This window comes from Tepidimonas taiwanensis (genome assembly GCF_020162115.1).
Taxonomy (GTDB): domain Bacteria; phylum Pseudomonadota; class Gammaproteobacteria; order Burkholderiales; family Burkholderiaceae_C; genus Tepidimonas; species Tepidimonas taiwanensis.
Genome location: NZ_CP083911.1, coordinates 2,023,807 through 2,047,208, shown reverse-complemented (window position 1 = coordinate 2,047,208; position 23,402 = coordinate 2,023,807). Strand labels below are relative to the sequence as shown.

The window sequence follows — 23,402 nt, the reverse complement described above, 5'->3', positions numbered from 1 at the left end:
CGGGCCCGCCGCGCGATGGCTGCCGCCGCCTCGCCCCACCCGCGCGCCGTGCTGCTCGGCGCCCAGGCCGGTCGTGTCGGCCTGCCGGTGTGCGACCACTACGCGGGGGTCGAGGCGCGGATGCGCAAAAGCCTCGCGCTGCAGGCCGAGATGGCGGCGCGGCACGGCGCGTGCCTGTTCGACGTGACGCTGGATTGCGAGGACGGCGCCCCGGTCGGGGGCGAAGCCGAACACGCCGCGCTCGTCGTCGAGCTGGTGCGCAGCCTGGACTGGGCCGCGCCGGTGCCGCCGCGCGTGGGCGTGCGCGTGCACCCGGTCGATCACCCCGCTTTCGCGGCCGATGTCGCGACCATCGTCGGCTCGGTCGGGACGCGCCTGACGCACGTGATGGTGCCCAAGGTCGAGTCCATCGCGGACGTCGAGCGCGCGGCTGCGGCGCTGGACGCCGCGGGCGCCCCGTCGCTGCCGCTGCACGTGTTGATCGAGTCGCCCGCGGCGGTGCACCGGGCGTTCGACATCGCGGCGCATCCGCGCGTCGTGTCGCTGAGTTTCGGGCTGATGGACTTCGTCTCGGCGCATGGGGGCGCGATCCCGGCCGACGCGATGACGGTGCAGGGGCAGTTTGCGCACCCGCTGGTGCGCCGCGCCAAGCTCGCCATCGCCAGCGCCGCGCACGCGCACGGCAAGGTGCCGTCGCACTGCGTGGTCACCGAATTCCGCGACCGCGAGGCGGTGGCCGACGCGGCGCGCCGGGCGGCGCGCGAGTTCGGCTACACGCGCATGTGGAGCATCCACCCCGACCAGATCGAACCCATCGTGCGGGCCTTCCAGCCCGACGCCGAGGCGGTGCAGACCGCCGCCGACATCATCGCGGCCGCCGCGGCGGCCGACTGGGCCCCGATATCCCATCAGGGACATTTGCACGACCGCGCGTCTTTCCGCTACTTTTGGCAGGTGCTGGAGCGCGCGCACGCCACCGGCGTGCCGTTGCCCGAGCCGGTGCGCGGCTACTTTTCCTGACATCCTCTGGAGCACACCACCATGTTGCAAGCCTACCGTGAACACGTGGCCGAGCGCGCCGCGCTGGGCATTCCGCCGCTGCCGCTGTCGGCCCAGCAGACGGCCGAACTGATCGAGCTGATCAAAAACCCGCCCGCCGGCGAGGATCCGCAGTTTCTGCTGGAGCTGCTGACGCACCGCGTGCCGCCCGGGGTGGACGATGCGGCCAAGGTCAAGGCGTCGTTCCTCGCAGCCGTCGCGCACGGCGATATCCAGGTCGGGCTGATCAGCAAGGCGCGCGCCACCGAGCTGCTGGGCACGATGGTGGGCGGCTACAACGTCAAGCCGCTGATCGACCTGCTCGACGACCCCGAGGTGGCGCCCGTCGCGGCCGAGGGGCTGAAGAAGACGCTGCTGATGTTCGACGCCTTCCATGACGTGGCGGAGAAGGTGCAGGCCGGCAACCCGCACGCGAAGGCCGTGATGCAGAGCTGGGCGGACGCGGAGTGGTTCCTCTCGCGCCCCGAAGTGCCGCACAAGATCACCGTTACCGCGTTCAAGGTGCCGGGCGAGACCAACACCGACGACCTGTCGCCGGCGCCGGATGCGTGGAGCCGCCCGGACATCCCGCTGCACGCGCTGGCGATGCTGAAGAACAAGCGCCCGGACGCGCCGTTCGAGCCCGACGAAGACGGCAAGCGCGGCCCGATCAGCGTGCTGCAAAAACTCAAGGAAAAGGGCCACCTCGTCGCCTACGTCGGTGACGTGGTCGGCACCGGATCGAGCCGCAAGTCCGCCACCAACAGCGTGATCTGGTGGACCGGTCAGGACATCCCGTACGTGCCCAACAAGCGCTACGGCGGCGTGACGCTGGGCGGCAAGATCGCGCCGATCTTCTTCAACACGCAGGAGGACTCCGGCTCGCTGCCGATCGAGGTCGACGTCAGCCAGATCGAGTTCGGTGACGTCATCGACATCTACCCCTACGACGGCAAGATCGAGAAGAACGGCCAGGTCATCGCCACCTTCCAGCTCAAGAGCGACGTGCTGCTGGATGAGGTGCGCGCGGGCGGCCGCATCAACCTGATCATCGGCCGCGGGCTGACGGGCAAGGCGCGCGAGTTTCTGGGTCTTCCGCCGTCGACCGTGTTCCGCCTGCCCAAGGCACCGCAAGACAGCGGCAAGGGTTACACGCTGGCGCAGAAGATGGTCGGCCGCGCCTGCGGCCTGCCGGAGGGCAAGGGCATTCGCCCGGGCACCTACTGCGAGCCGAAGATGACCACCGTCGGCAGCCAGGACACCACCGGGCCGATGACGCGCGACGAGCTGAAGGACCTCGCGTGCCTGGGCTTCTCGGCCGATCTGGTGATGCAGTCGTTCTGCCACACCGCGGCGTACCCGAAGCCGGTGGACGTCAAGATGCACCGCGAGCTGCCGGCTTTCATCAGCAGCCGCGGCGGCGTCAGCCTGCGCCCGGGCGACGGCGTCATCCACTCGTGGCTCAACCGCATGCTGCTGCCGGACACCGTGGGCACGGGCGGTGACAGCCACACGCGCTTCCCCATCGGCATCAGCTTCCCGGCCGGTTCGGGCTTGGTGGCGTTTGCCGCCGCCACCGGCGTCATGCCGCTGGACATGCCCGAGAGCGTGCTGGTGCGCTTCAAGGGCGAGATGCAGCCCGGCATCACGCTGCGTGACCTGGTGCACGCCATCCCCTACTACGCGATCAAGCAGGGGCTGCTCACGGTCGAGAAGAAGGGCAAGAAGAACATCTTCTCCGGTCGCATCCTCGAGATCGAAGGGCTGCCGAACCTGAAGGTGGAGCAGGCGTTCGAGCTTTCGGACGCGTCGGCGGAGCGCTCCGCCGCGGGCTGCACGATCAAGCTCAACAAGGAACCGATCATCGAGTACCTGCAGAGCAACATCGTGCTGCTGAAGTGGATGATCGCCAACGGCTACCAGGACGCGCGCACGCTGGCGCGCCGCATCAAGGCGATGGAGGCGTGGCTGGCCAACCCGCAGCTGCTGGAGGCCGACCCGGATGCCGAGTACGCCGCGGTCATCGAGATCGACCTCAACGAGATCAAGGAGCCGATCCTGTGCTGCCCCAACGACCCGGACGACGCGCGGCCGCTCTCTGAGGTGGCGGGCACCAAGATCGACGAGGCGTTCATCGGCTCGTGCATGACCAACATCGGCCACTTCCGCGCCGCCGCGCAGCTGCTGCACGGCCAGCGGGACATCCCGGTGCGGCTGTGGGTGGCGCCGCCGACCAAGATGGATCAGAACGAGCTGATCAAGGAGGGCTACTACGCCACCTTCGGCACGGCCGGGGCGCGCACCGAGATGCCGGGCTGCAGCCTGTGCATGGGCAACCAGGCGCAGGTGCGCGAGGGCGCGACGGTGGTGTCCACCAGCACGCGCAACTTCCCCAACCGGCTCGGGCGCAACACCAATGTGTTCCTGGCGTCGGCGGAGCTGGCGGCGATCGCCTCGCGTCTGGGGCGGCTGCCGACGGTGGAGGAGTACCACGCCGAAATGCGCGTCATCAACGAGCGCGCCAACAACATCTACCGTTACATGAACTTCGACCAGATCGACGAGTACGTCGAGACAGCCAAGGAAGTGGTCGCCTGACGGCGCGCGGCACGCCAGCGCACAAGAGGAACGGCCCCCATGGGGCCGTTTTTCGTGCACGCTTTCGCAAGCGGGTTGGCCGTGCCTGACAATCGCCCCCCATGAAAGCCCCCGAATTGCTTTTGCCCGCCGGCTCGCTGCGCCACCTGCGCGTGGCGTTCGATTTCGGTGCCGACGCCGTTTATGCGGGTCAGCCGCGCTACAGCCTGCGCGCGCGCAACAACGAATTTCGCCTCGAGCAGATCGCCCAGGGCATTGCGGAAGCGCACGCGCGCGGCAAAAAATTCTTCGTCACCAGCAACCTGATCGCGCACAACGACAAGGTGCGCACCTACCTGCGCGACCTGGCGCCGGTGGTGGCGCTGCGGCCGGACGCGCTGATCATGGCCGATGCGGGCCTGATCATGCTGGTGCGCGAGGAGATGGAGCGCGGCCGCTGGCCCGAGGTGCCGATCCACCTGTCGGTGCAGGCCAACACGACCAACTGGGCGGCGGTGAAATTCTGGCAGCGCGCGGGGGTGTCGCGCATCATCCTGTCGCGCGAGCTGAGTTTGGACGAGATCGCGCAGATCCGCGACGCTTGCCCGGACATGGAGCTGGAGGTGTTCGTGCACGGGGCGCTGTGCATCGCGTACTCGGGGCGCTGTCTGCTGTCGGGCTACTTCAACAGGCGCGACCCCAACCAGGGCACGTGCACCAACGCGTGCCGCTGGTCGTACGCCACGCACGCGGCGACCGAAACGGATACCGGTGATGTGCAGCCGTTGGTTCGATCGGCTGCCGGCGGGGGCTGCGGTGGCGGCTGCGCCAGCCCCGGCGGGGCCGGCTCGCCCGCGGCCGGTGCGGGGGCCGCAGCGGGTGAATGCAGGGATGAGGGCGGGTGGGATGGCAGCGGCGACGCGGCGGCCGGATGGCCGCGGCTCGGGGCGGACTTCGACTTTGCGCGCGAGCAGGCCGAAGCCGACGCGGTGTTCGCGACCACGGGTGACGGCCGGCGCCATCCACTGGCGGATCGGGTGTGGCTGCTGGAGGAGAGCGCGCGCCCGGGTGAGCTGATGCCCGTGATGGAGGACGAGCACGGCACCTACATCCTCAACAGCCGTGACCTGCGCGCGGTGGAATACGTGGAGCGCCTGGTGCGCATCGGCGTCGATTCCCTGAAGATCGAGGGCCGCACCAAGAGTCCGTATTACGTCGCGCGTACCGCCCAGGTGTACCGCCGGGCCATCGACGACGCGGTGGCGGGGCGGCCGTTCGACCCGGCGCTGCTGGCGGAGTTGGAGGGCCTATCCAACCGCGGCTACACCAGCGGCCTGCTGGAGCGCCGCCCGGCGCAGGACTACCAGAATTACCTCAGCGGCCACTCCGCGCCGACGCGCAGCCAGTACGTCGGCGACGTGCTGCGCGTGCGCGACGACGGCTGGGCCGAGGTGGAGACAAAAAACCGCTTCGCTGTCGGCGACCGGCTGGAGGTCATCCACCCCGCGGGCAACCGCATCGTCACCGTCGAGGCGATGCAAAGCACCGCGGGCGAGTCGATCACGGTCGCGGCAGGCAACCCGCTGCGCGTGTGGGTGCCGTTGGGCGCTCCCGTGCAGGGGGCGCTGCTCGCGCGGCTGCTGTGACCCCGTGGTCGTGACGGGCCGCGCCGCCCGGCCGCGCGGCGCGGGCGGTGAACGCTGGCGTCCTCAGCCGCGGATCGGGCCGGGCCGCACCAGCAGCTCCAGCGTGCGCCGCAGCGCCGGTGGTGGCTGCGGCGTGTCGGTGTCGGTATCGGTCAGCTCGAAGCGGGAGCCGGCTGGCAGCAGGTGCAGCCGCACGTCCAGCAGCTGCAACGGGTCCTCCGGGTCCGTGTCGCGCACGTTGGAGCGCATCTGCCGTCCGTCGAGCAGCGTGACCGCGCCGTTGCCGAGCACTTCGATAGCGCGGCCGCGCTCGATGACCAGCGCCGTGTCCTCGTCGATGCCGACGCCGAGCAGATCGGGCCGCAGCGCGACGGCCGAGAGCAGCCGCCCGAGTCGGTGCCGTTCGTTGAAGTGCTGGTCGATGATCGCGTAGGCGAGCAGCCCCAGGCCGATGTCGAGCGAGACCGCGTCGCGGTACGGGCGCAGCGCCGGCTCGCCGATGGCCAGCATCTGGCGCGACAGCGCCGCCGCCCCCGCGCTGGTGCCACCGATGCACGCGCCGCGCAGGTGAAAGGCCCGGTGCAGCGCGCGCGCTGCCGGCGTCTCCCACAGCGCGGCCATCAGGCGGCGCTGGTCACCCCCGCTGATGTAGATCCCGTCGGCCGCGAGCAGCCGCTCGACCGCCGCCGGATCGTGCGCCTCGTCGGCGCTGCGAAAGTCGATCGGCTCGACGTGCTGCGCTCCCAGTTCCGCAAAGACGCGCTGGTAGCCCGCCCAGGACCCCTCGGGGTCTGCGCTCGCTGCGGTCAGCACGAGCAGGCGCGCACGCGGGCCGCCGCTGAGTTCGACGAAGCGGCGCAGGATCAGCCGGTCGCGCTCGCGGTCTTCGGCACCGCCCACCGCGATCAGGTGGCCGCTGCGGCGGGTGGCCGGCGCCGGCGGCGCGGCCCAGCCCGCGGCGGGCAGCGCAAGCAGCCCGGCCAGCGCCCGCAAGGAGTCACGGCGGGATGGCATCGGATCAGAGGGTGGCGAACACCTCGCGCGCGGCGGCGAGCGTCGCGTCGATGTCGGCGTCACTGTGCGCGGCGCTGACGAACCCCGCCTCGTACAGCGCCGGCGCGAAGTACACGCCGCGCTCGAGCATGCCGTGGAAGAACCGGTTGAAGCGCGCGGCATCGCTGGCCATGACCTGCGCGTAGTTCTGCGGCAACGTGGGCAGCAGGAAGAAGCCGAACATGCCCCCTTCGCTGTCGACGCTGAACGGCACGCCTGCACGGTCGGCCTCGGCTTTCAGCCCCTCGACCAGCGCGCGCGTGCGCGCCGAGAGCGCCTCGAAAAAGCCCGGCTCGCGGATGAGCCGTAGCGTCGCCAGCCCGCACGCGGTGGCCACCGGGTTGCCCGAGAGCGTGCCGGCCTGGTAGACGGGCCCCAGCGGCGCGAGCTGCTCCATCACCGCGCGCTTGCCGCCAAAGGCCGCCAGCGGCATGCCGCCACCGATGACCTTGCCCATCACGGTCATGTCCGGCGCAAAACCCGGGATCAGCCGCGCGTAGACGCTTTGCGCGCCGCCGAGCGCCACGCGAAAGCCCGTCATCACCTCGTCGAACACGAGCAGCGCGCCGTGCTGGGTGCACAGTTCGCGGCAGCGGCGCATGAAGAGGACGCTCGCGCGCACGAAATTCATGTTGCCCGCGATCGGCTCGATCATCAGCGCGGCGATCTGCGACCCGTGCTCGGCAAACGCGGCCTCGAGCTGTTCGATGTTGTTGTACTCCAGCACCAGCGTGTGCTGCACGACCTCGGGCGGCACGCCCGCACTCGTCGGGTGGCCAAACGTCGCGAGCCCCGAGCCGGCCTTGACCAGCAACGCGTCGGCGTGTCCGTGGTAGCAGCCCTCGAACTTGATGATCTTGGGCCGCCCGGTGGCCCCGCGCGCCAGACGGATCGCGCTCATCCCCGCCTCGGTGCCGGAGCTGACCAGCCGCACCATCTCCAGGCTCGGCAACAGGCCGATGATGGTTTCGGCGAGTTCGATTTCGCGCTCGGTGGGTGCGCCGAAGGAGAAGCCCTCGCGCGCCGCGGCCTGCACGGCGTCGAGCACCGCGGGGTGGCCGTGGCCCAGGATCATCGGCCCCCACGAGCCGATGTAGTCGATGTAGCGCTGGCCGTTGGCGTCCCAGAAATACGCCCCCTGCGCGCGGGTGATGAAGCGGGGGGTGCCGCCCACGGCCTTGAAGGCACGCACGGGCGAGTTGACGCCGCCCGGGATGACGGTCTTGGCGCGGTCGAACAGGGTCTGGTTGCGGTCGGTCATGGTTTCTCGGCGGGGTCGCGTTCGTCGGGTTCGTCGTCGTCATCGGCCCAGAACAGCCGGTCGGGCACGGCGTGCCCCATGCCCGGCTGAAAGCCGTTGACCAGGGTCTGGTCCAGGTAGCGCAGTGCCTCGGCGCCCGCTTCGCCCAGCTCGCTGCCGTGGGCCAGCAGCGCGGTCAGCGCCGCCGACAGCGTATCGCCGGCGCCGATGAAAGTGGCGTCGATGCGCTCGAAGCGCACGTGCGCGAGCACCAGCTCGGGCGAGGCGAGGTGGTTGTCGATGCCGTCGTCGCGCACCGCGCCGGTGACCAGGGTGTACGAGACCCCGTGCACCGCGGCGGCGCGGGCGATGTCGCGCGGCCCCGGCGGTCGGTCGTCCTCCCAGTCCGGCAGCAGCCAGCGCGCGAGCGTATGGTGGTTGCCCACCAGCACGTCGGTCTGCGGCAGCAGCAGTTCCTCACACGCCTCGAGATAGGCCTCGCGCTCGGCGTCCGTCCACCACGCGAGCTCCGGCAGGTAGGTCACGACCGGCAGCTCGTCGTAGTCGCTCAGGATCGCGCCGATCGCCGCCACCGCGTGGGCGCTGCCGGCAAAGCCCACTTTGACCGCGGCCACCGACACGTCCTCCAGCACGGTGCGCGCCTGGTCGTCGATCCATTCGGCGTCGAGCGCGTGGTGACCGTGCAGGTGGCGGCTGTCGCGCAGCCACACGCTGGTCGTCACCGGCAGCACATGGCACGACGCACTGGCCATCGCCAGCAGGTCGGCGCTCAGGCCACCCGCGCCGCTGGGGTCGCTGGCGTTGAAGCACAGCACGCACGGCGGGCGCGCAGGGACGTCGGTGGGGGTGGGCGCAGGGGTGGACATCGGGCGGGCGCAGCGCCGGTGCCCCACGGCGGGCCCCGGACACGGGCGTCGATACAATGGGGTCATTCTAATCAGACCGCCTTGCCTGACCCGACATGACGACCCCGAACCGTACCTGGATGTGCCTGATCTGCGGCTGGATTTACGACGAGGCCGCGGGCGACCCCGAGCACGGCATTCCCCCCGGTACCCGCTGGGAGGACGTGCCGGTGAACTGGACCTGTCCGGAGTGCGGCGCGCGCAAGGAAGACTTCGAGATGGTGCCGATCTGACGCCGCGCGGTGTCGCAACGCGGTTGGACGAGGAGGAGGGACAGGGCAGTGAACCCACGTACGCAGACCGCGGAGCCGATGGGCGACACGGTTTTGGATTTGGCACCGCTGGCTTGGCTCCACGATGAGTTGCAGCGGGCCTTGCAGGGTGCCCTGGCGGCCGTGCGGGACTACGTCACGGCCCACGAACGTTCGCGCAGTGCCGATTTGTCAGCGGTCGATGCCGCCGAGATGCGATTGCAGGCGCAGGCCTTGCAGCAGGCGGTGGGAGCGCTGGAGATGGTCGGGCTCGTGCCCGAGGCGCGGACCGTGGCCGCGTTGCAGGCCGTTGTCGAACGGCTGATCGAGCGGCCCTTGGCCGCGGAGCCCGAGGTCATCCCTCTGGTGGAGCGGGGCGTGTGGGCACTGCAGGATCAGCTCCGGCGCCATTTGGACCGTCGGGGGCTGCCGGGGCTCGCCCTGTTTCCGTTTTACCGGGATTGGCGTCAGTGGGTGCAAGCAAGGGCGCACCCGGCGGATCTCTGGATGCAGGCATTGCCGGCGACGCTCCCTGTGCCGAAAGCGCAGCGTATCTTGCCCAGTCCGCGCGTGCGGTATTGGGTCGAGAGGTTTGCCTTGCCGCTGTTGCGCGAAGGGCGCGTCTCCGCCGCGGTCGGGTTGGCGCGGCTCGTGGCTGGGCTTGCGCGGGCAGGAGGTGACCCGTCGCAGACGCGTTTTTGGTCGATTGCTGCGGCCGTCTTCGAGGCGGTAGCGGCCCAGCGTCTATCGACGGACGTGTGGTTCAAGCGCTCTGTGGCGTCGATGTTGCGTTTGCATGTGCCCTCGTTCAGTGGTGGGCCCACCGCGGGGGTGCCATGGGAAGGCTCGGCGCGGGAGTGGTTGTATCTCGTCGCGCGTGTCGATCCGGCACCCGATGAGACGTTGCCGCATGCCCATGCGCTCTGGAAAGCGCTGGGATGGACGGAGCCATTGCGTTGGGACCCGGAGCGGCGGTGCCTTGGGCAAGTCGATCCAAAGGTCGTCGCACAGGCCTTGGAAGCCGTACAGCACGTGCTGCGCGTAGGTGCGCAAGGGGCAGGGGACGGGCGGGAGCAGGCGGTTGCGGCCTTGGCCGACGCCTTGGCATCGTTGCCCGCTCCCTGGCCATTGCTGTCGTCGGCGTGGCGGCAGTGGGGTGCAACGCTGGCCACCACAGGCGGTACCGACGTCGAGACCGTGTTGGTGGCGCTCGGCACGCAAACCGAGCTCGAATCTTTGGATGTCGTGGATGGGGGGCAGGCTCAGCGCGTTTGTGCGCTGGCCGCCCGACTGCAGGCCAAAGCGTCGGGTGAAGCGATGCAGGACCCCGAGCCGTGGCTCGTCGAGCGCTATCGCGCCTGGACCGAGCGCGAGGGCGCGCGTACGTTGGTACGTGAATGGCGCACTGTCCTTGCTGACGTCGAGTCTGCGCTCGATGCACTGTGGCGAAGAGGCGACGAACTCGCGTGGGAGGCGCTGCGCAGCGTGCCTCAGCGGTTGCGTGGCTTACGTGAGACAGCCGTTTGGATGGCATCCGGGGGTATCGATACCGCCCTGCTTGCTTGCGCCGATGAGGTCGCGCAATGGCTGTCGTCCCACGACGCCGGCCCGTTCACGGTGCCGCCGGAGCAAGCCGATCGCGTCAGTGCCAATCTGGCCGCGATCGCGGTGTGGCTGGAGGCGTGGGAGCGTGACCCGGCGGGGTATGCCGCACACCCTTATGTTTTCGACCGCGAAACGGGGCTGTTGACGCGCGAGAACTGCGCTGTCGGCGAAGTCGATGAAGTGCCGCCAGCGGAAGAGTCGATCTCGGGCGACGAATCCGTGGACGAGTTCGACGAGCGCGCCATCTTCCTCGAGGAGGCGACCGAGCTGCTAGACGAGTTGGCGCGTCCCCTGGCCTCGTTGCAGAGCGATCCCACCGATCGGGGCGCACTGGGCCGTGTGCGGCGGGTTTTTCACACCCTCAAAGGCAGTGCACGGCTCGTCGGGTTCCGGCAGCTCGGCGAGGCTGCATGGGGGGCCGAGCGCCGCCTCAATGCGTGGCTCGCGGAGGATCATGTGCCCGATCCCGGGCACATCGCGGTGCTGCAGGGCGTGCGCGACGCGCTCGTCTTGTGGGTGCAGGCGTGGGTGGAACACGGCACGGCGGGTGATGAGGAAGAGCGTCTCGCCAGTGTCGATGTTTTGCTGCAACGCCTCGACGCTGGCAGCGAGATGGATGCTGCTGAGGTGACGGTTGTCCACGAGGGCGGCATCGGTGTTGGCGAGGGCGCGGCGAACGGGTTGGGCGACCCGGAGTCTGTTCGTGCAGAACCCGAGCCGGCCGCCGCGGAGGCAGCGCTCATGGAGGCCTCGGTCGAGGAGGGGCCCGGAACCGAAGCGCTGGATGCAGCGGATTGCCCGCTGTCTCCAGACTCGATCGTGATGTCCGGCGACGTTGCATCGTCTCCCGCGCCCGATGAGGCAGTCGATACGGCTGCATCAGAGCCCAACACACCGACCGGGTCGCCGCTGACATGGCTCATCGCGGCGGATGTTCTCGTGCGCGCCGGTCGACAGCAAGCGGTATGGCGCAGGGGTTCCAGGACGGCGACGGGCAGCGGCGGGGCGGCCGGATCTGTCGATCGGACGGCTCGTCGGACATGGGCGGCGGCGGCGTTGGAGATCCGGCGGCAGCGGCGTGCAGCCGGCCTGGCGGTGCGTCCGCAGGTCGCGCGCTGGGGCTGGCTCGGACCCGATGCGCTCGCGCAACACTTGGCGAGGGCGTGCGCGGATGCGCCGGCGCTGCATTGGCAGTGGGACATCGGTGCTGACCTCTGGCTGGAGCCCGCGGTGGCCGATCGGCTCACCGTGATCCTGGCCCACCTCGGAGCGGTGGCGGCGGCGTTGCGACCCGGTGCCCGGACGGTCGCGGTGCGTTTGCGCAACGTCCTCGAACGGGGGGCAATTGTCGTCGAGTGTGTGCACGACGGCGCGTCGCTGCCATGGGGGCGTTTGCACGACGATGCCATCCGTTGGGGTTTGCATGCGCGCGACGATCCGTTTACGCCGGACGATGCCATCCGGTGCGCGATCGAGCGTCCGACTGTGGGGCCCGCGGGTGACGATCCATGGGCAGCCGTCGGGTTGGGGGATGCCGGTGTCGAGGGCGAGTTACGCGCACTCGCGGCCCAGGTGACCTGCTTGGTACCCGAAGCTGGCGGTGGCGGATGGCGGCTGGTGGTGCCGGTTGCGCTGTCGCTGGTTGCGGTGACGGTCGTGCAGATGCACGCTCAGACGGTGGGGTTGCTGGCCACCGCGGTCGACGCGGAGACGCGCGTGTCCGCTGGGGTGTGGGCCGATGCGCAGCGCGCGGGCGTGTGGCGCGACGCGCAGGGGCACGCGTGGCCCATTGCGCCGGTGGGGTGGTCCTGGGCGGCATCGCGCGTCGTGCCGGGAGACGCCGCACGGGTCACGGTGGTGACCTGCCGCGGGGTCGGCCAGCGGGCCGCGTGGGCGGTGGACGCGGTGCTGGACCATCGGGTGGTGTGGCTGGATCCGGCGGCGGTGAGCGCGGCATGCGGGGCGGCTGGTCCCGATGTGGTACTGCCCGGCTACGTCGGCATGGGCCGGTGTGCGGACGGCACCGTGCTGCCGGTGCTGCATCCGCTGGTGGGTATCTAGCTGCTTTCCGGCGAAGCGCCGCGGAGGGTGTGCCGGGCGGGTTGCGCGTCAGGAACGCTCGCGGCGCACGACGGCGTAGCGCTCCAGCGTGCGCGCGCGTGCTTCGGCGTGGTCGACGATCGGCATCGGGTAGTCGCGCCCCAGTGTGACGCCCGCTGCCGCCCGCACCGCGGCATCGGCCTGCCAGGGCGCGTGCAGCGCGGGGGTTGGCAGCTTCGCCAGCACCGGCAGGTAGCGGCGGATGAACTTGCCCTGCGGGTCGAATTTTTCGCTCTGCGTGACCGGGTTGAAGATGCGGAAGTAGGGCTGCGCGTCGCAGCCGCTGGAGGCTGCCCACTGCCAGCCGCCGTTGTTGGCGGCGAGGTCGAAGTCGATCAGGTGGTCCGCGAAATACTGCTCGCCCCAGCGCCAGTCCAACCCGAGGTCTTTGGTCAGAAAGCTGGCCGTGACCATGCGCAGCCGGTTGTGCATGTAGCCGGTTTGGTTGAGCTGGTGCATCGCCGCGTCGACCAGCGGGTAACCCGTGCGCCCCTCGCACCAGGCGGCAAACAGCGCCTGCGCGTGTTTGCCGCGCTCCCAGCGGATCGCGTCGTATTCCGGCTTGAAGACCTTGCCCTCGCCGACGTGGGGGAAGTTGGCCAGGATCTGGTGATAGAACTCGCGCCAGATCAGCTCGTTGAGCCATGCGGTGGCACCCGCCATGCCCTGCCGGTGCAAGGCCAGCGCCGTGCTCACCAGCGCGCGCACGCTGATCGTGCCGAAGCGCAGGTGCACGCTCAGGTAGCTCGGCCCCTTGACGGCGGGGTAGTCGCGCGCCTGGTGGTAGTGCTCGATGCGGGTCAGGAAATCCTCCAGCAATGCACGCGCCCCGCGCGTGCCGGTGCGCACGCGCAGCTCGCGCAGGTTGGTGCGTGCAAACCCCAGCGCCTCCAGCGCCGGCACGCCCGGCGGGTGATCCGGAGGGCAGGGCGCCAGCGCGTCGCCGTGGCGCTCGACCGGGTGCGCGCGCAGGTGCTCGTCGGTCAACGCCTTGAGCCACGCGTTCTTGTAGGGCGTGAACACCGTGAACGGCCGGCCAAAGCCGGTGAGCACCTCGTGCCGCTCGAACACGACGTGGTCCTTGTACGTCTGCAGCACCGCGCCGGCGTGGGCCAGCGCGCCCAGCACCTGCGCATCGCGGCGCCGGGCATAGGGGTCGTCGTCGTGGTTGGCGAACACCGCCTGCGCCCCGAGCGCAGCGGCCAGGCGCGGGATTACCTTCACCGCCGCCCCGTGGCGCACGATCAGGCCAACACCTTCGGTGCCGTGGGATCGCCCGAGCGCGCGCAACTGTTCGTCCAGGTCGATCAGGCTCTCATGGATGAATTCCACGCGCCGGTCGGCGGTCAGCCCGCGGTCGAGCAGCGGCTGCAGGATCGCGGTGTCGAACACGAACACGCACCAGACCTGCCGGCACTGCGTGAGCGCCTGGCAGAGCGCGGCGTTGTCTTCGGCGCGCAGATCGCGGCGGAACCACATGAGGCCGCGGTCGTAGGGTTTGGAGGGGGCAGACATGGGGTGACGCGTAAAATTGGCCGCCATGAGCCCGGATTCTGCCCCTGCCGACCTGACGCATCATTTTTTGATCGCCATGCCCGGGCTGAACGACGAACTGTTCGGGCGCAGTGTCGTGTACCTGTGCGAGCACACGCCGCGCGGGGCGCTGGGGCTGATCATCAACAAGCCGACCGGCATCACGCTTGACGATCTGTTCGAGCGGCTGGAGCTGCCGCTGGGCCGGCCGGAATGGTCCGGCATGCCCGTCTTGCGCGGCGGTCCGCTGCAGCCGGAGCGCGGGTTCGTGCTGCACGAGGACATGGGCGAGCCGCAGCCGATCGTCGCCGCGGTCGCCAGCCGCGCGGAGGCGGCGGGTCCCGCGCCCGCCCCCGCGTCCGCGATGGGGGCGCTGCTGCAGTCTGCGGGGGTCGACACGGGGGCCGGCGGCGACCCCGACGCCGCGCAAGCGCCGGAAGCCCCGCGCCTGACCGTGTACGCCTCCTCGCTGAAGGTGCCAGGGGCCGGGTTGGAACTGACGACCTCGCGCGACGTGCTGGAGGCCGTGGCCGCCGGCGCGGGGCCGCGGCAGATGCTCATCACGCTCGGGTATGCGTCGTGGGGCGAGGGGCAGCTCGAGTCGGAGATCGGTGACAACGCTTGGCTGACCGTGCCGGCCGACCCGGCGCTGTTGTTCGAAGTGCCGGTCGAGCAGCGTTACGAGCGCGCGCTGGCGCTGCTGGGGGTGCAGCCGTGGATGCTGGCGCCGGGCGCGGGGCGGGCATGACCGCGTGGGGCGTGGTGCCGGCGCGGGCGCAGACCTTCCTCGCCTTCGACTGGGGGGAGCGGCGCGTCGGCATGGCCAGTGGCAACGTCGTCACACGCACCGCCTCACCGCTGCCGACCATCGCCGCGCAGGGCGATGCGCGCTGGCAACGCCTGCTGGCCGTGATCGCCGAATGGGGCCCGGATGCGTTGGTCGTGGGCGTGCCTTTTCATCCTGACGGCGCGGCGCACGAGCAGACGCGCCGGGCGCAGCGCTTCGCGCGCCAGCTGCACGGCCGCACCGGGCTGCCCGTGATCGAGGTGGACGAGCGCTACAGCACCACCGAAGCGCACGCGCAGGGGGCCGCGGATGCCGACGCGGCAGCCGCGTGCATCATTCTGGAACAGTTTTTGAGGAGCCTGCCATGACCGCCGACGCCGAACCGGCGCGCGCCGCAGCCGCCGCACCGCTCGCCGCGGGCACGCTGCCCATCGACGCCGAAGCCCTGTACGCCGAGCTGCGCCGCGCGGTGCAGGCGCTGCTGGCCACGGGCCCGCAGCCCACGCACCTGGTCGGGGTCGTCTCCGGTGGTGCGTGGCTGGCCGCGCGGCTGCACCGTGAATTGGGGCTGCCTGGGGAGCCGGGCACCATCGCCGCGACGCTGCACCGTGACGACTATGCGCAGCGCGGGCTGGCCGCGGCACCGGCGCAGACGCGCCTGCCGTTCGCCGTGGAGGGGGCGCATGTGCTGCTGATCGACGACGTGCTCTACACCGGTCGCACGCTGCGGGCCGTGCTCAACGAGCTGTTCGACTACGGGCGGCCGGCCAGCGTGCGCCTCGCGGTCCTCGTCGACCGCGGCGGGCGCGAGCTGCCGGTGGCGGCCGACGCGGCGGCGGTACGGCTGCCGCTGCCGCCACACCAGTCGTTCGAGCTCGCGCAAGGGGCGGACGGGCGCTTCAGCTTCGTGCTGCTGGAGCGCGCCCAACCACGACAGGGCTGAACCACGGAGCGCGCCGCCATGCCAAGCCACAACCCCCAACTCAACCGCCACGGTGAGCTGATCCACCTGCTCTCGACCGAGGGCTTGCCGCGCGACATCCTGCTGCACATTCTGGACACGGCGCAGCAGTTCGTCAGCGTCAACGACCGCGAGGTCAAAAAGGTGCCGCTGCTGCGCGGCAAGAGCGTCTTCAACCTGTTTTTCGAAAACAGCACGCGCACGCGTACCACGTTCGAGATCGCGGCGACGCGCCTGTCGGCCGACGTGTTCAATCTGGACATCGCGCGCTCGTCCACCGCCAAGGGCGAGACGCTACTCGACACGATCGCCAACCTCTCGGCGATGGCGGCGGACATCTTCGTTGTGCGCCACAGCGAGTCCGGCGCGCCGTACCTGATCGCGCAGCACGTCGCGCCGCACGTGCACGTGATCAACGCCGGTGACGGCCGCCACGCGCACCCGACGCAGGGCCTGCTGGACATGTACACGATCCGCCACTACAAGGGCGACTTCACGCAGCTGTCGGTGGCCATCGTTGGCGACGTGCTGCACTCGCGTGTGGCGCGCTCCGACATCCACGCGCTGACCACGCTGGGCTGTCCGGACGTGCGCGTCGTGGGCCCGCGCACGCTGGTGCCGAGCGACCTGTCGCACTTGGGTGTGCGCGTGTGCCACTCGCTGGAGGAGGGCATCCGCGACTGTGACGTGGTCATCGCGCTGCGGCTGCAAAACGAGCGCATGAGCGGCGCGCTGCTGCCCTCGAGCCAGGAGTTTCACCAGCGCTTCGGCCTGACGCCGGAGCGGCTGCGCTGGGCCAAGCCGGACGCCATCGTCATGCACCCGGGGCCGGTCAACCGCGGGGTCGAAATCGACTCCGCCGTCGTCGACGGGGCGCAAAGCGTCGTGCTGCCGCAGGTGACGTTCGGTATTGCGGTGCGCATGGCCGTCATGGGCATCATCGCGGGGAACGAGGCATGAAGCTGCTCATCCGTCAGGGGCGGGTCATCGATCCCGCCAGTGGCACCGACCGCGTCGCCGACGTCGCGATCGCCGCTGGCCGCATCATCGGCATCGGCGCCGTGCCGGCCGACTTTGCGCCGAACCGCGTGTTGGACGCCACCGGGTGCTGGGTGCTGCCGGGGCTGGTGGACCTGTGTGTGCGCCTTGGCGAGCCGGGGCAGGAGCACGCCGGGATGCTGGAGAGCGAAACCGCCGCCGCCGTCGCCGGTGGCGTCACCAGCCTCGTGTGCCCGCCCGATACCGACCCGGTGCTGGACGAACCGGGCCTCGTCGACATGCTCAAGGCCCGCGCCGAAAAGCTGCACCGCGCGCGGCTCTTCCCGCTCGGTGCGCTCACGCGCGGGCTGCAGGGCGAGGTGCTGGCCGAGATGGTACAACTCACCGAGCGCGGCTGCGTCGGCTTTGGTCAGGCCGATCGCCCCATCGTCAACACCCAGGTGTTGCAGCGCGCGTTTCAGTACGCGGCCACCTTCGGCTATAGCGTGTGGCTGCGGCCCGAGGAGCCGTGGCTGTCCAAGGGCGTGATGGCCAGCGGGCCGCTCGCCACGCGCCTGGGCCTGTCGGGTGTGCCGGCCGCGTCCGAGGTGATCGCGCTGCACACGCTGTTCGAGCTGCTGCGCGGCGTCGTGGGGCGCGTGGCGCCGCCGGGCACCGAGCCACCGGTGCGGCTGCACCTGTGTCGCCTCAGCACGGCCGCGGGCGTGGCGCTGGTGCGGCAGGCCAAGGCCGAGGGCCTGCCGGTGACGGCCGACGTCAGCGTCCACCAGCTCATGCTCACCGACACGGACATCGGCTACTACGACACCCGGTTGCGGCTGCAGCCGCCCGTGCGCCAGCAGCGCGACCGCGACGCGCTGCGCCAGGGACTCGCCGATGGCACGATCGACGCGCTGGTGTCCGACCACACGCCGGTGTCGGCGGACGCGAAAGCGCTGCCGTTCGCCGAGGCTGAGCCGGGGGCCACGGCGGTGGAGCTGCTCGCCGCGCTGGCGCTGAAATGGGCGCAGCAGGACGGTGTGCCGATCGCGCGCGTCGTCGAGGTGTTGACCGCGGGGCCGGCGCGCGTGCTGGGCGCGCGCCTGGGCACGCTGCAGGCGAGCGTCGGTCGGCTCGCGGTGGGCGGCGTCGCGGACGTGTGCGTGCTCGATCCGGCGCACGAGTGGCGCGTCGAGCCGGCGCGGCTGCGCAGCCAGGGCCGCCACACACCGTTCGAGGGACACGCGCTCCCCGGCCGCGTGCGTGCGACGCTGGTGGGCGGTCACCTCGCGTTCGATGCGGGCGGCTGAACCGGTGATGTCGCGCTGGGGCATGCGCTGGCGCGCCGTCGCGCGGGCAGCGTGGCTGGTGGCGCACGTGCTGGGCGGGCTGTGGACCGTGTGGCGCGCTTTCCCGCGCTGGGACGAGGCGGCGCGCGCCGCGCGCATCCAGGCATGGTCGGCCAAGGCGCTGCGCATCCTCGGGGTGACCCTGCGCGTGGAAGGGGAGCCCCCCGCGGCCGGGCCGGTGCTGGTGGTGAGCAACCACGTCTCGTGGCTCGATATCCTGGCCATCGATGCCGCGCGCCCGTGCCGCTTTGTGTCCAAGGCCGATGTGCGGCACTGGCCGCTGCTCGGCCGGCTCGTCGCCGGGGCGGGCACGCTTTTCATCGAGCGCGACCGCAAGCGCGACGCACTGCGCGTCGTGCACCACCTGGCCGAGCGGCTGCGCGCGTGCGACGTGCTCGCGGTCTTCCCTGAGGGCACGACCAGCGATGGCCGCACGGTGCTCCCGTTTCACGCCAACCTGCTGCAAGCGGCGCTCGTCACCGGCGCGCCCGCGCAGCCGTTGGGGCTGGCGTACCGCGATGCCCGCGTGCCCGCGGAGGCCCTGTCGCGCCATGACGCGCCCGTGTACGTCGGCGACACCGCGCTGCTGACGTCGCTGTGGCGGGTGTTGACGGCGCAGGGGCTGGTGGCGCACCTGCGCTGGGGGTGCCCGCAGACCGCGAGTGGGCGCGATCGGCGCACGTGGGCGGCGGATTTGCGCGCCGAGGTCGCGGTGCTGGCCGGGCTGCCCCCGCCCACGGACTGACGCGCGTCGCCGAATCGACAGCGGCACCGGCGCGCGTTTCGCGACAATCACGGGTTCGCTGTTGCGCCCTGCCCGAAGGAGTTTTCACCTTGTCCTTGCCACCCCCTGTCGAGCGCCAACCCATGCACACGCGTCGCGTCGAGTTCCGCGGTTACCGGCGCGACGACGGCTTGCGGGACATCGTACGGCGCTACCCGCTGTTTTTCCGTCCCCGCGCCACGCAGGAGTCCGCGGCATGATCCGGCATTTTCGTTTTTCGCTTGCGTTTTCGGCCGTCTGTCTGGGGCTTGCGGCCTGGTGGGGGCTGCAAACCCCGATGGGGCTGTGGACCGCGCTGTGGCTCACGACCGTGCTCGCCGTCCTGGAGGTGAGCCTCTCGTTCGACAACGCCGTCGTCAACGCCGGCGTGCTGCGCTACATGAGCCCCCTGTGGCGGCAGCTGTTCCTGACGGTGGGCATCCTGATCGCGGTCTTCGGCATGCGGCTCGTGTTTCCCATCGTCATCGTTGCGGTGTCGGCCGACATCGGCTGGGGGGAGACGGTGCGCCTGGCGCTGCAACAGCCGGACGAATACTCCCGCGTGCTCACCGGCGTCTACCCCGTCATCTCGGCGTTCGGGGGCACCTTTTTGTTGCTGGTGTTCCTGAACTTTCTGTTCGACCGCAACAAGGAGACGCACTGGCTCGGGCCGCTGGAGCGGCGCATGGTGCGCGCGGCCAAGTTCGACGAGATCAGTGTCTTCATCGCGCTGGCCGTGGTGTTTTCGACCCGCTGGTGGGTGCCGGAAGCCGAGCAGACGCGCGTCTTCGTCGCCGGTGTTGCGGGGATCCTGCTGTACCTGGCGGTGGACGCGGTGGGCGCGCTGTTCGAGTCGGAGGAGGCCGGTGACGCGGCCGTGGCGGCGATGCACCGCTCGGGGTTTGCGAGCTTCCTCTACCTCGAGGTGCTGGACGCCTCGTTCTCGTTCGACGGCGTGATCGGCGCGTTTGCCATCACCAAGGACGTCGTCATCATCATGCTGGGGCTCGCGATCGGCGCGATCTTCGTGCGCTCGATCACGGTGTACCTGGTCGAGCGCGGCACGCTGCAGGCATACGTCTACCTGGAGCACGGCGCGCACTATGCGATCGGGGCGCTGGCGGCGATCATGCTGCTGGGCACCCTCGTGCACGTGCCGGAGGTCGTGACCGGCCTGATCGGCGTGGCCTTCATCGCCGCGTCGATCGTGTCGTCGGTGCGCGAACGCCGGGCAAATTGTGCGCAGCAGGCCAACGACGCCACCGCCGACGACCAACCCGATTGACCCAACCGACGGACCCGACGTCACGCCGGGCGTCATTGGTGTGCGGCGGGCGATGCAGCCCGCCGCCGCGACCGCTGCCCCTGGCCGCGCCATGACCGCGCGGGGCATGTCGTCGGCGAATCAGCGTGGCTGCACCGTCGCTTCGGTTCCGTCACCGCTGGCCACGCGGGTGGAACCCCCGGGGGGCGCCGATTTGGCGTTCCCAGGGGTTGCGGTCACGCGTGTCGCCTTGCGCACAGCCGGTGAAGGCTCTGCGCGCGCCGCTGCCTTCCGGGGGCGGGCCGCAGGCGCCGGCAACCGGTCGAGCTGGCCTTCGGTCAGCGTGTCGAGCTGGAACGTGCCACTCTTGTCCCACAGCCACGTGTCGACGTAGCGCACCCCACCCAGCCGCTGCGGCGCCGGGTAGGGCGCGGCGGCGCGCACGAGGCGCTCGATTTCGGCCTTGACATGCGGGACGTGGTCCGGGGCGCGCATCCATTCGAAGTGCCGCAGCTCGCCACGCGGCCCGATGTCGAGGCGCATGACGCCCACCGCCTGCAGCAGCGGCGGCAGCTTGCCGCGGAAGATCCGCTCACCATAGCGCTCGTACAGGTGGCGCGCTCCGTCGAGTCGGTATTCGCGCTCGGTCGCTGCCGACGAGATTTTTTCCGGCGGGGGTGGCTCAGGGGTGGGGGCCGGTGTCGGGACACTAACGGCAGGGGCGGGGGGCTCGGTCTGGGCAGGCGGCGGCGGTGTTGTACATCCCGCCAACCACAGGGTGACAGCGGCGGCCGCAGCGCCAGCGCAGCCACGGCTCAACCAACCCCAGCGGGGAAAAGGGACGCGATTTGCGGTTGCGGACATAGGCATGGTCGAGGGGGGCCAGAAAAGGCGTCACGCATCGGTGCTGGCGTGGCGTCATTGTGCGCGATTGAGCTGCGACACACAAGGTGCCACAAGGTGCCGAGTTGCCGTGCGCAAATCCGCCGCTCTGGGATCGAGGGCTGGGCACGGTCTCTTGCGCGACTTCGGGGGTAGACGCCTGCGAGCCCGCGTCCGCGCAGGCCGCGAGGTGGTGTGTGCTCTCTTCGCCGGCGAGGAGAGCACTCCCGTCATCGGCGCATGTCGTCGGGCTCTTGTTTGGCAGTGCAGAGGGGCGCCCGGCCGCACGGGTTTGAGACGGAGTCGGTACGCTGCGCGCGTGAGGGCCAGCACCGGATAGCGCCAGGGCCGCGCCGGAACCTGCCGGTGCCCGTGACATTCGCAGCCGTACCCACCCCAGAGCGGGATATCGGCCCCTCGCCGCGCGCGGTCTGGCGGGTGGCCGGCGCCAAGCGGGGGCCGCGGTATCGAAAAGGGTCGGCGCGCGCAATCTCCGAGAAATGCCCACACAGGGCCTACACGTACACGGCCAGCCACGAAAAAGCCCGCACAGTGGCGGGCTAAGTCGTTGCTTTTTCTGGTGGGTCCTGTAGGATTCGAACCTACGACCTACGGATTAAGAGTCCGCTGCTCTACCAACTGAGCTAAGAACCCGAATGGTGGTGGACCGAAGGAGGATCGAACTCCCGACCTCTGCATTGCGAACGCAGCGCTCTCCCAGCTGAGCTATCGGCCCGAGAACACGCATTATAGCACCAATAGGCCCCGCGTTGCTGCGTCGACGCCGCCGACGCGGGGTGGGGTATCAGGTGTCGGCAGTGGCGACGTCCATCACCCGCAAGCTCACGCCGCCCGCCTGGCGCGCGGCCTTGTCGCCGATCACGGGCTTGTTGGTGTACGACTGGTAGCGCGTGCGCAGCGGCTGGATCAGCTCGGCCAGCGCGGCGGCGTCCTCGATGCGGCTCTCATAGCGCTTGAGCACGCCCCACGCGGATTCGATGATCTTGGCGTTGCACGTGGCCTCGCCTTGCGCGATGAGTTCGCGCACTGCGGCGCGCGGGTTGCCGGCCAGGCTCTGGCGCATCGCGTGCTCGACGATGCCGAGCACCTCGTTGTGCAGCGCCGCGAGCCGCTCGGCGTACGGCGGGTGGGCGCTCGCCGCCTGCGCCAGCAGTGCCGTGAGCGCCTTGGAGGTGCAAAAGCGCCGCCCGAGCACGGTCAGGCGCTCTTCCACCTCGTCGATCTGGATGGCGCGCTGGGCGACATAGGCCAGCAGCGTGGCGAGGTTGCACGCCGCCTCGAAGTCGAAGTCCTCGTCGTTGATGGTGGCCATCATCGCGCGCAGGCGCTCCAGCACGCGCGCGACCTGCGCATCGAGCAGCAGCAGCGCGATTTCCAGCACCTGTGCCAGCCGCCGCAGCCGCCACGATTTCGGGTGACGCTCCACCATGCGCAGCGCGTCGTCCCAGTAGCGCTGCAGGCCCTTGCGGTCGCCGGCCTCGAAGCGCATGAAGCCCAGCAGCACGAGCGTTTGCGCGTCGAACATCTTGGAGTCCAGCCCCAGCCGCACCGAGCGCGCCAGCAGCGCTTCGGCGGTGTCGCGCTGGCCGCAGTAGTGCGCCAGCATCCCGTGGCGCTGCAGGCGGCTGATCGACGCCGGCGTCAGGTCCGTGGCCATCTTGTATGCGGCCAGCGCCGCGTCGAAGTTGCCCAGCTCGATCTGCGCACGGCCCATCACGTCGTAGGCGTCGGCGTAGTCGGGTTCGCTGTCGATGAGGCTGTGCAGCGTCTGATTGGCTTTTTGAAGCTGCCCGGATTCGATCTGCGCGCGCGCCACGCCCAGCCGCGCCCACGGCAAGGCTTTGGCCTCCACGACGGCCTCGTAGAGCCGCTGCGCTTCGTCGTAACGCCCGAGCCGCAACAGCAGCTCCGCCCCGACCCGGGCCGCGTACAGCCAGTAGTCCTGCCGTTGCTCGAAGCGCTGCAGGCACAGTCGTGCCGCTTCTTCGTAGCGCTGGGCCTCGACGGCCTCGAAGATGTCGCGCAGCACGGTCTTGCGGTGGCGCGCCTGACCGATGCGTTGCGCGAGCTGGTTGGCGGTGAAGGGCTTGAGCAGGTAGGAGTCGAGCGCCGACTCCGCCGCTTCCGCGACCTTGGAGTAGGACGCCTCGGTGGTGACCATGATGAACACCGTCGCAAACGGCAGCAGCCCCGCGCGGCGCAGGTCGTCGAGCAGCGCCTGCCCCGTGCCGGTGTCGTTGGGGAAATTTTGTTCGCACACCACGACGTCGAAGGTGCGGAACTCGAGCTGGCGGCGCGCGTCGGCGATGCGCGGACTCTGGGCGACCATGCGCGCCCCCATGTCGCGCAGCTGCGACACCAGGATGGAGCGCGACGTGGGGTTGCCGTCGATGACCAGGGCGGTGGCGCCGTACAGATCCATGGGGTG

19 protein-coding genes and 2 tRNA genes are annotated in these 23,402 nt (G+C 70.3%); 13 read left to right on the top strand and 8 right to left on the bottom strand.

Annotated elements, in window-relative coordinates; translation table 11 throughout:
• Positions 1-15: 15 nt before the first annotated feature.
• The 3 genes from LCC91_RS09635 to LCC91_RS09625 all read left to right on the top strand — a co-directional run bounded on the left by LCC91_RS09635 (position 16) and on the right by LCC91_RS09625 (position 5,261).
• Complete coding sequence (locus tag LCC91_RS09635) at positions 16-1,020, top strand: HpcH/HpaI aldolase/citrate lyase family protein (protein ID WP_143898364.1); 1,005 nt, start codon at positions 16-18, stop codon at positions 1,018-1,020.
• A 21-nt stretch (positions 1,021-1,041) separates the two neighbouring features.
• A complete protein-coding gene (acnB, locus tag LCC91_RS09630) occupies positions 1,042-3,636 on the top strand; it encodes a bifunctional aconitate hydratase 2/2-methylisocitrate dehydratase (protein ID WP_043703817.1) in 2,595 nt (864 codons plus the stop codon).
• Positions 3,637-3,737: 101 nt separating this feature from the next.
• Entirely contained in the window at positions 3,738-5,261 is a 1,524-nt protein-coding gene (locus tag LCC91_RS09625) for a peptidase U32 family protein (RefSeq protein ID WP_043703820.1), read from the top strand.
• Positions 5,262-5,324: 63 nt separating this feature from the next.
• Here the strand turns inward: LCC91_RS09625 and LCC91_RS09620 are convergent, their stop codons facing one another.
• From LCC91_RS09620 to thiD, 3 genes are read right to left on the bottom strand one after another with little or no spacing between them, the layout of a single operon-like run.
• A complete protein-coding gene (locus tag LCC91_RS09620; RefSeq protein ID WP_082007751.1) occupies positions 5,325-6,275 on the bottom strand; it encodes a cyanophycinase in 951 nt (316 codons plus the stop codon).
• Between the two features lie 4 nt (positions 6,276-6,279).
• Positions 6,280-7,575: a glutamate-1-semialdehyde 2,1-aminomutase gene (gene hemL / locus LCC91_RS09615; protein ID WP_043703822.1), complete on the bottom strand. Its 1,296-nt coding sequence runs from the start codon at positions 7,573-7,575 to the stop codon at positions 6,280-6,282.
• Positions 7,572-8,441 carry a bifunctional hydroxymethylpyrimidine kinase/phosphomethylpyrimidine kinase gene (thiD, locus tag LCC91_RS09610; RefSeq protein ID WP_043703824.1) on the bottom strand — a complete coding sequence of 290 codons (870 nt, stop codon included), beginning with the start codon at positions 8,439-8,441 and terminating at the stop codon, positions 7,572-7,574. Before thiD ends, hemL begins: the two co-directional genes overlap by 4 nt.
• A 95-nt stretch (positions 8,442-8,536) precedes the next feature.
• Between thiD and LCC91_RS09605 the strand changes: the two genes are divergently transcribed.
• Together LCC91_RS09605 and LCC91_RS09600 are read left to right on the top strand one after the other, a co-directional pair.
• Positions 8,537-8,713, top strand: a complete 177-nt coding sequence (locus LCC91_RS09605; protein WP_082007752.1) for a rubredoxin — start codon at positions 8,537-8,539, stop codon at positions 8,711-8,713.
• Positions 8,714-8,761: 48 nt separating this feature from the next.
• Entirely contained in the window at positions 8,762-12,397 is a 3,636-nt protein-coding gene (locus LCC91_RS09600) for an Hpt domain-containing protein (RefSeq protein WP_143898363.1), read from the top strand.
• Between the two features lie 48 nt (positions 12,398-12,445).
• Here the strand turns inward: LCC91_RS09600 and LCC91_RS09595 are convergent, their stop codons facing one another.
• Positions 12,446-13,951: a cryptochrome/photolyase family protein gene (locus LCC91_RS09595; RefSeq protein WP_043704158.1), complete on the bottom strand. Its 1,506-nt coding sequence runs from the start codon at positions 13,949-13,951 to the stop codon at positions 12,446-12,448.
• 25 nt (positions 13,952-13,976) lie between these two features.
• Between LCC91_RS09595 and LCC91_RS09590 the strand changes: the two genes are divergently transcribed.
• The 8 genes from LCC91_RS09590 (at position 13,977) to LCC91_RS09555 (ending at position 20,092) form a co-directional block, all read left to right on the top strand.
• The gene (locus LCC91_RS09590) at positions 13,977-14,717 is read left to right on the top strand and encodes a YqgE/AlgH family protein (protein WP_043703830.1); all 741 of its coding nucleotides are present in this window, start codon (positions 13,977-13,979) and stop codon (positions 14,715-14,717) included.
• Positions 14,714-15,124, top strand: a complete 411-nt coding sequence (gene ruvX / locus LCC91_RS09585) for a Holliday junction resolvase RuvX (protein WP_043703831.1) — start codon at positions 14,714-14,716, stop codon at positions 15,122-15,124. The genes LCC91_RS09590 and ruvX overlap by 4 nt, the downstream gene beginning before the upstream one ends.
• The gene (gene pyrR / locus LCC91_RS09580) at positions 15,121-15,699 is read left to right on the top strand and encodes a bifunctional pyr operon transcriptional regulator/uracil phosphoribosyltransferase PyrR (RefSeq protein WP_043703836.1); all 579 of its coding nucleotides are present in this window, start codon (positions 15,121-15,123) and stop codon (positions 15,697-15,699) included. The genes ruvX and pyrR overlap by 4 nt, the downstream gene beginning before the upstream one ends.
• Positions 15,700-15,717: 18 nt before the next feature.
• Positions 15,718-16,677, top strand: a complete 960-nt coding sequence (locus LCC91_RS09575; protein ID WP_043703839.1) for an aspartate carbamoyltransferase catalytic subunit — start codon at positions 15,718-15,720, stop codon at positions 16,675-16,677.
• A complete protein-coding gene (locus LCC91_RS09570) occupies positions 16,674-18,005 on the top strand; it encodes a dihydroorotase (protein WP_043703842.1) in 1,332 nt (443 codons plus the stop codon). Before LCC91_RS09575 ends, LCC91_RS09570 begins: the two co-directional genes overlap by 4 nt.
• Positions 17,992-18,789, top strand: coding sequence for a lysophospholipid acyltransferase family protein (locus tag LCC91_RS09565; RefSeq protein ID WP_390612144.1), 798 nt, complete (start codon positions 17,992-17,994; stop codon positions 18,787-18,789). Before LCC91_RS09570 ends, LCC91_RS09565 begins: the two co-directional genes overlap by 14 nt.
• A gap of 89 nt (positions 18,790-18,878) precedes the next feature.
• The gene (locus tag LCC91_RS09560) at positions 18,879-19,028 is read left to right on the top strand and encodes a DUF2889 domain-containing protein (RefSeq protein WP_224440911.1); all 150 of its coding nucleotides are present in this window, start codon (positions 18,879-18,881) and stop codon (positions 19,026-19,028) included.
• Positions 19,028-20,092, top strand: coding sequence for a DUF475 domain-containing protein (locus LCC91_RS09555; protein WP_197052594.1), 1,065 nt, complete (start codon positions 19,028-19,030; stop codon positions 20,090-20,092). The genes LCC91_RS09560 and LCC91_RS09555 overlap by 1 nt, the downstream gene beginning before the upstream one ends.
• 120 nt (positions 20,093-20,212) lie before the next feature.
• Here LCC91_RS09555 and LCC91_RS09550 read toward each other — a convergent pair whose 3' ends face one another.
• From LCC91_RS09550 to LCC91_RS09535, 4 genes are all read right to left on the bottom strand, one after another.
• Positions 20,213-20,890, bottom strand: a complete 678-nt coding sequence (locus tag LCC91_RS09550; protein ID WP_224440910.1) for a hypothetical protein — start codon at positions 20,888-20,890, stop codon at positions 20,213-20,215.
• Between the two features lie 641 nt (positions 20,891-21,531).
• Positions 21,532-21,607: transfer RNA gene (locus tag LCC91_RS09545), tRNA-Lys, on the bottom strand.
• A 6-nt stretch (positions 21,608-21,613) separates the two neighbouring features.
• A tRNA-Ala gene (locus tag LCC91_RS09540) sits at positions 21,614-21,689 on the bottom strand.
• A gap of 69 nt (positions 21,690-21,758) precedes the next feature.
• On the bottom strand, positions 21,759-23,396 hold the full coding sequence (locus LCC91_RS09535; RefSeq protein WP_058616336.1) for a response regulator: 1,638 nt from the start codon (positions 23,394-23,396) through the stop codon (positions 21,759-21,761).
• Positions 23,397-23,402 lie beyond the last annotated feature (6 nt).